This is a genomic window from Aquimarina sp. AU119, assembly GCF_900312735.1.
Taxonomy (GTDB): Bacteria; Bacteroidota; Bacteroidia; order Flavobacteriales; family Flavobacteriaceae; genus Aquimarina; species Aquimarina algiphila.
In genome coordinates this window covers 346,424-354,106 of the sequence record NZ_OMPF01000024.1, presented here as the reverse complement: position 1 = coordinate 354,106, position 7,683 = coordinate 346,424, and the positions used below count along the sequence as shown (strand labels likewise).

Here is a 7,683-nt window from a genome sequence, read left to right as displayed (position 1 = left end):
ATTAGTAGGAAAAGAGAAGGGATTATCAATGTTGACGAACTGCAATGTTCTACGTGTATATTAATCTTATTCCTCTCTTTTGTTCTTTCTGATTAAACCTTAAAATTAAGAGATTGTAAACTTAAGATGTGTATAGCCCATTACAACTGAATTCCTTAAACAGAATTCATTTCAATTTTGTTACCTTGGCACAAAAGGAAATTCTTCGACAGAATTTCTAACGATATATACACTAAACGTTATGTGCAAGCTGAATAAAGAAAAATGAAAATTATTTTAGGAATAGGTATTGGAATAAGTCTATTAGGAATTTTTCAATTATTGAAAGGGAAAAACGCTAAACTTACTTCTACTAAAATAGCTGTTTTAATTAATATAGTTTGGACTGTTAGGTGCATTTTTTTTCTATTAAAAGATTCTGAAATAGCTTCAAAATATCCAATCCTATTAATGTTAGACCAAAACTTATTATTGTTAGACAGTGTCGTTTTATGGCTTTATTCAAAATCTTTATTAAATACCTCCAAGTTTAAATTTAAAGTACTTCTTAATTTTCTTCCATTTATAATGGGATTATCTCTTTCTTTAATTAGTTATTTATCTGTTCCAGATGAATTAATTTTAGAACAATACATGAAACTTGAAAAAAACATTAGTAATAATGAGTCTCTTTTCTCTATAGATGTTTTAATTCTTTTCTTAGTAATAATCATGTTATCAATCATTTATTTTAGCAAGAGTATTAGAGAGATAAAAAAGTTTAATAGTATACTCTATAATCATTTTTCGAGTTTAAAAAACATTAGTGCAAATTGGATTTTAAAGTTTCATAGTTTATGGGTTTCTCTTTTCTTAATTCCAATTATACTCTATTTTTTTAATTATATGTATCCTGTAATTAACGTTAGAATTTTGTTAAGTTTTATGATTATAATTCAAGTATTATTTTCATTTATTTTTAATTCAAATGTATTATCTCAAAACTATGTTAGCATACCTAAAAAAAGCATTTTAAAACAAGATAACAAACCAATAAAACAATTTAAAGATGAGTTAAACGAGTTAAAAAGAGCTCTAGAAACCAGTAAGTATTATCAAGATGAAAACCTTTCGTTAGTCAAACTTTCAAGTTACCTCAATATTAAATCTATAGAATTAACTGATATAATTAAATACAGTGAGTTTGAAAATTTTTACGACTTAATAAATACATATAGAATAGAATCTATAAAAAAAGAACTTATATCATCTACAGAACAAATTATGATTATTGCCTATGATAATGGTTTTAATAGTAAATCTGCTTTTAATAGAATATTTAAAGATAAAACTGGACAAACACCAAGTACGTATAGAAAATTAAACAAAAATACGTCCCAACAATATTAAAAGGACTTCTATACCTTTGACTGCCACTACTTTTGTTTCAAATTAAAATTTATACTATTATGAAAAAAGTTTGGCAAAAGATTCCTGCTTGGTTAAAAGCAATGTTATTAAACATTATTTTATTATATCCAATTATTACCATTAATCAAACAATTATACAACTTAACCTTAAATACTTCCCAAAATATGGTATTAGTTTAATACCCGTTTTGATTATGCTTTATGTATACTGGAAAATTATAAACAAATGGAATCCATTTACAAATAAAGACGATATTAAAATACGTTTTAAGTTTAATATTTTAGATAAAAAAAATATACTAAGCGTTTTAGGTTTAGGCATATTTACTCTAACAACTATATACTTTAGTTACATAATTTTTGATATAGATAACTCACCACAATTAGGGTTTATAAAATCATTTTCAGATTATAATGCTATCACAGCTATTCCACTTTTGTTAGGATTAGCACTTACAGCAGGTATCGTAGAAGAAGTTACTTATAGAGGTTTTATGCAAAATACTACGCACAGAAAATACTCTAAAATTGTAAGCTATTTAGTCATTGGAATATTATTCTCAATCGTTCATTTTTTACCATTAGAGTTAATACTACCTTATATTCTAATTTCCATAGCGTATAGTTTTATTGCTGATAAACAGAAATCAACCGGCTTAGTAATATTCACACATTTTTTAGTTGATTTTGTTCTGTTTTTATTGATTTATTGTAAAGTCCTATAAAGATGAAACCTTTGAACAAGTACAATTATTTTAAAAAACAATTTATTAAAGACTGCTACGCCAGTAGCTAACAACATATATAAAAAATTAGTACTCAAAACCCACTACTATTCATACAGAAAACCGTTGTACTGTATTTAATAGAACTATAAAAAGCGATGGACTTCTATATTGATGAACTTGGATTTAATATAGATTAGGATGAGTCGATTTGGATCTAAAGAACCTGTATATATGTAAATTTCCAGGAACGACTTACACTTCATCTTTCTGAAAACAAAAGACTTGAAGTTGTTGCAATTATTTTTGTCGATTGTAGAGAATTGAATGATTTCTATTCGGATTTGAATACCAGATATAACATAATAAGGTGTATGGCAGAATTTCCTTATCAAAAATCACTTGCATTAATTATCTTTAGCAACGGCAGAAAGTTCATGCGTACTTTCTCACAACTAATCATACACAAAACACTAGATACAATTGAAAGTATGAAAATAGGAGATTACACAGAGTTTGGTTTTAGCTATCATAAAAACTTCTTCAAAGAAGAAGAGCTTTCGCGTATAGAACCTATTTTAATAAAGTTTCATAATTTTTGGTTAGAGGAAAATTCAGAAATTTATTTAAAAGGAGCTTTAAATAGTCATAGCCTTACTTCTTCAAAAAACCTCAATAAACAAGAAAAAAAGATATTATTTGACTTCATTTCTTCAAATAGAATAATAAATCTTATTGAGTTTGACAGCCCAAAATTTCTGAATACTCAACTTTTTTTTGATCCAAACAATTTGAATCAAAACAACTATTGGCATAGAGATATTCAGTATACAGGAATTAGTGAGACAGAACAAAAAGAAGTAATAAAAACTCAAAATGTTGTTCACTTTAGAATACCTTTAAAAAAAGAACTTGGAATTGAATTAATCCCAAAAACACATCGAATTTGGGACTCTAATGAAGAATATGAAGTTAGAAATTCATTAAACAATAGAAAACCAAATGACCCTCTTAAAAAAGGAAAGTTGATAGAATTAAGAAGAAGTGATTTATTGATTTTTTCGGCAAATATGATTCATAGAGGAATTTATGGGAATGACAGATTATCTTTTGATATTATTTATTGTAATAATAATCCACAAATATTGAAGTTCAGAGATGGAAATAATTTGCCGATAGAGTTTGAGCTGAAGGAGTTTAATAATGCTGAAATTTTTTAATTAAACTGTACCCGACATGGTATAAACGGCATTAAAACTTATTTTATATTAAACGTTGTGCTTAATTCAGAAAACGCAGTGAATGAACTAAAAACCATAAGAGAATATTATAAACCGATTCAACCAACAGTTTCGACTAATGGTAACGAAATATACTATCAAGAAAGACAACCAAATAAAGAAATTGAAAATTACGTTTACTGCTTTTGGCAACTTAAAACAAAGAAGCCCTTAAACAAAGATTACAATTATAGAGTTGTTTCTGACGGTTGTATTGATATATTTTTTAATCATAATCTACCGAATGAAAATTTTGTAATGGGATTTTGCAGAAAGTACACTCAATTTTCGATAGGTAAAGAATTTGACTACATCGGTATTAGGTTTTTACCTTCTGCATTTCCTATATTATTCAGAGTAGATGCTAAAACTTTAAGCAATCAATCTCAAGAACTAAACAAAATTTTGCCCGATTTTTCTAAATGGATCAATTTAGCAATTAAATCTTCCGATTCATTTGAAGCTATTACAAAAGTCCTGAACGAAAAAATAATTGAAAATTCAAAAAATCAAAACATTCATTACGACCACCGTTTTTTAGATTCACTAAACCTAATTTTTCAAAAAAAAGGATATTTGGATATTGAAAAAGACCTTAATACAGGTTTAAGTCTAAGACAACTGCGTAGAGTTTTCAATTTTTATATCGGCACAACTGCAAAATCATTTAGTAATGTTGTGAGGTTTCAGCATATTTTAAATGCAAAACCCTCAAAACAAAGTCTAAAAGAAAACAAACTGTACTTTGATGTCGGATTTTTTGACCAAGCCCATTTTATTAAAAGCTTTAAAACATTTTATGGTGTAACACCTTCTCTAGCCTTTCGTTAAGTTTGTCCGATTTTTACAATGCTACGGTTTCTTGTCAATCTAAATTTGCAGTAAACAAAATCATTGAAAATGAAAACATTATTATTAATTGCATTTGTTTTACTCTTTGGATTTTCAAATGCACAAACAGCGAATAAAATGAAACTTAACGCAGGAATAATTACCGAAAAACTACAGGAAACTAAGAAATTTTATATGGAAGTATTAGACTTTGGACTAAGCTTTGAAAACGAATTCTATCTATTACTTCATACACCAGATCATTCAGCTGAAATCAGCTTTTTGCAACCGAACCATCCAAGTCAAAAATCCATTTTCCAGTCGGTATTTAATGGAAAAGGCGTTTATTTAACAATTGAAGTTGAGAAAGTGGACGACGTTTACAAAGAGCTAAAAGACAAAGGAGTCCAGATGGAAATTGAAATCCGAGACGAACCTTGGGGCGACAGACATTTTGCAATAGTTGACCCTAATGGAATTGGAATTGACATTGTTACTTACACAAAACCAAAAGAATAAAGACACTTTATACAACAATATGTATAAATAATAGAGGTTTGAGTTAGCACTCAAACCTCTTTCATTAAATTAAAGTATATTGTAATTTAATAAAGTAGGTACTTAAAATTTGTTACTGCTCATACACAAGACTGTTGTGGTACATGTAAAATAGACTGTCAATAAAAGACATCTACAACTAATTTTAAAAATATGAACAGAAGAAATTTCACAAAAAACATTACGCTTACGACGCTGGGATTGTCTTTAGGAACAGAAATAAGTGCTATGTCTTTCAAAGAAACCACAAATAATAAAAGGGCTTTGGCTATAACAATGTGGGAATTTAGTTGGCTGGAACGACGATGGCCGGGTGCAGGTTATGAGGATTGGGATGTAGCACTTTCTGAGTTAAAAGTACGGGGTTATAATGCTATTCGAATAGATGCTTTTCCACATCTTATCCACAAAAACCCAAACAAAGAGTTTGTGATTAACCCACATTGGAATACACAAGACTGGGGAAGTCCTGCTATTACTAAAGTCATACTACAACCCTACTTTATTAACTTCATTAAGAAATGCAAAGAATATGGTATTAAAATTGGACTCTCAACATGGTGGCGATCAGATAAAGAGAAGTCATATAATGTGATTACTACCCCTCAAAAACTTGGCGAGGTCTGGCTATCGGTACTCGATTTGATTGAATCACATGATTTGATGGATCAAATCATATACCTGGACCTAAGTAACGAATGGCCATTAGAAGTATGGACTCCTTTTAAAACCGATTTGGAAGGATGGCATACCAAAGAGTCCGGTCGTTGGATGAGTGAATCCATAGCAGTACTGAAAGAAAAATACCCCGATATCCCATATACTTTTTCATTCACTGGTGAGGTTAACAAAGCCTCCTTAACTAAGGGGGATACTAGCATGCTCGACTTTCTTGAAGTACATATTTGGATGGTAAATGGGAACAATGGTGAATTTTATAAAGAGATAGACTATAATTACGAAAGATTTTCTGATGATGGTTATAAAAACCTTGCTCTAAAAGGAGAAAAACTATATCGCGAAAAAGAAAACTACTGGAAAGATCAGCTTTTAAGGCAAATTCATTGGGCTGCCGAATGGTCTAAAAAGGTCAATAAACCTCTTGTCACTACCGAGTGTTGGGGTATAATTGATTATAAAGACTGGCCTCTTTTGGAGTGGGATTGGGTTAAAGAACTATGCGATTTAGGTACTCGTGAAGCTGTTAAAACTGGACGTTGGGCAGCTATTTCAACGAGTAATTTCTGTGGACCTCAGTTTGTAGGTATGTGGCGAGATCAGTCCTGGCATAATGAATTAACTAAATTGATTAAGGAAAAAACTATTGAAGCAGAGTTGAGCGGTTCGAGCTTACTAAAACGAATTTAGAAAACACATGTGATTATCCGACACCACAACGCAATGTGTATACTTCATAAGTATTTCAAGAGTTTTAGAGCGTCATCACGAGCTTTATTTTTCAAATAGTAACTTGATAAGATTTGAAATACGCAAACCCTTACAAAATTATGTATTGAACATTGTAATCGATACCACGTAAACACGCTATCATTTCAAAAAACATTTTATTTCTTAAAAAAATGCAACTTAGTTGCATTAATAAATGTTAACAGCTAAATTTACCCCCTTATTCTATTCAATAAAAATAGCAAATATGGACAGTAAATTACCTGTAACAGTATTAAGTGGTTTCCTGGGGGCGGGAAAGACAACATTGCTAAATCATGTCCTACACAATAAAGAAGGTCTAAAAGTGGCAGTTATTGTGAATGATATGAGTGAGGTCAACGTAGATGCAAACCTGGTTAAAAGTGAAAACACGCTTTCGAGAACAGAAGAAAAGCTTGTTGAAATGAGTAATGGATGTATTTGTTGCACCCTAAGAGAAGACTTGATGATTGAAGTAGAACGCTTAGCAAAAGAAAATCGTTTTGATTATTTGCTTATAGAAAGTACCGGTATTAGTGAACCTATTCCTGTTGCTCAAACATTCTCATTTGTAGATGAAGAACATGGTATTGATCTCTCTCGATTTAGCTATGTTGATACCATGGTAACCGTAGTCGATGCTTTTAATTTCTTTAATGATTTTGGAAGTCCCGAAACATTAATCGATAGAGAACTTACCAATATAGAAGGAGATTATCGTACAATTGTTAATCTACTAACTGACCAGATAGAATTCGCTAACGTTATTATATTAAATAAAACAGATTTAGTCACTAAGGAACACCTTGGTGTATTAAAAGCATCTATCCAAAAGTTAAATCCTTCTGCTCGAATTATTGAATCAAGTTTTAGTAAAATAGCGCCAAAAGAAATTTTAAACACAGGCTTATTTGATTTTGAAGAAGCTGAACAGAGTGCTGGATGGATAGAAGAATTAAATAAAAGTGAGCACACTCCTGAAACTGAAGAATATGGTATTAGTTCTTTTGTTTTTAGAAGTAAAAAACCATTTGACCCTGAACGATTCTGGAATTACGTACAAAATAACTTCCCTAATGTAATCATACGAAGTAAAGGTTTATTCTGGCTAGCTTCTAGACCAGAACAAGCTTTAATCTGGGGTCAAGCAGGTGGTTCTTTAAAAGCGGACAGCGCTGGAGTTTGGTGGAGCAGTATGTCTTTTGAAAAGAGAATCAGAAACTTAACATTTATTGAGAATCAGGATCAAATTGAGAAAGATTGGCATAAAGACTTTGGTGATAGAAAAAATGAAATTGTATTCATCGGTCAGGATATGGATGAACAACAAATTAAGTCAAATCTTAACGCTTGTCTTTCATCAGATGAAGAATTAAATACTCAAAAATGGAAAGATGGTTATGATGATACATGGCCAGTTGAAAGGGCTTATGCTTTGGAATAATAAAGTA

7 protein-coding genes are annotated in these 7,683 nt (G+C 30.2%); all 7 read left to right on the top strand.

Features of this window, described 5'->3' with window-relative positions; genetic code table 11:
* Positions 1-264 precede the first annotated feature (264 nt).
* The 7 genes from DK442_RS23030 (at position 265) to DK442_RS23000 (ending at position 7,676) form a co-directional block, all read left to right on the top strand.
* A complete protein-coding gene (locus DK442_RS23030) occupies positions 265-1,389 on the top strand; it encodes an AraC family transcriptional regulator (protein WP_109438259.1) in 1,125 nt (374 codons plus the stop codon).
* A 59-nt stretch (positions 1,390-1,448) separates the two neighbouring features.
* A complete protein-coding gene (locus DK442_RS23025; RefSeq protein WP_109438258.1) occupies positions 1,449-2,135 on the top strand; it encodes a CPBP family intramembrane glutamic endopeptidase in 687 nt (228 codons plus the stop codon).
* A 374-nt stretch (positions 2,136-2,509) separates the two neighbouring features.
* A complete protein-coding gene (locus DK442_RS23020) occupies positions 2,510-3,355 on the top strand; it encodes a phytanoyl-CoA dioxygenase (protein ID WP_235011015.1) in 846 nt (281 codons plus the stop codon).
* Positions 3,356-3,412: 57 nt separating this feature from the next.
* Positions 3,413-4,246, top strand: a complete 834-nt coding sequence (locus DK442_RS23015) for a helix-turn-helix domain-containing protein (RefSeq protein ID WP_200825162.1) — start codon at positions 3,413-3,415, stop codon at positions 4,244-4,246.
* A gap of 138 nt (positions 4,247-4,384) precedes the next feature.
* Positions 4,385-4,765, top strand: coding sequence for a VOC family protein (locus DK442_RS23010; protein WP_109438278.1), 381 nt, complete (start codon positions 4,385-4,387; stop codon positions 4,763-4,765).
* Between the two features lie 192 nt (positions 4,766-4,957).
* On the top strand, positions 4,958-6,172 hold the full coding sequence (locus DK442_RS23005; protein WP_200825161.1) for a cellulase-like family protein: 1,215 nt from the start codon (positions 4,958-4,960) through the stop codon (positions 6,170-6,172).
* A 286-nt stretch (positions 6,173-6,458) separates the two neighbouring features.
* Entirely contained in the window at positions 6,459-7,676 is a 1,218-nt protein-coding gene (locus DK442_RS23000) for a GTP-binding protein (protein WP_109438276.1), read from the top strand.
* Positions 7,677-7,683 lie beyond the last annotated feature (7 nt).

Bases quoted from the DNA above. Each gene is read 5' to 3' on its own strand.
- DK442_RS23030 (WP_109438259.1), top strand. From the start codon at position 265: ATGAAAATTATTTTAGGAATAGGTATTGGAATAAGTCTATTAGGAATT.
- DK442_RS23025 (WP_109438258.1), top strand. From the start codon at position 1,449: ATGAAAAAAGTTTGGCAAAAGATTCCTGCTTGGTTAAAAGCAATGTTA.
- DK442_RS23020 (WP_235011015.1), top strand. From the start codon at position 2,510: ATGGCAGAATTTCCTTATCAAAAATCACTTGCATTAATTATCTTTAGC.
- DK442_RS23010 (WP_109438278.1), top strand. From the start codon at position 4,385: ATGAAACTTAACGCAGGAATAATTACCGAAAAACTACAGGAAACTAAG.
- DK442_RS23005 (WP_200825161.1), top strand. From the start codon at position 4,958: ATGAACAGAAGAAATTTCACAAAAAACATTACGCTTACGACGCTGGGA.
- DK442_RS23000 (WP_109438276.1), top strand. From the start codon at position 6,459: ATGGACAGTAAATTACCTGTAACAGTATTAAGTGGTTTCCTGGGGGCG.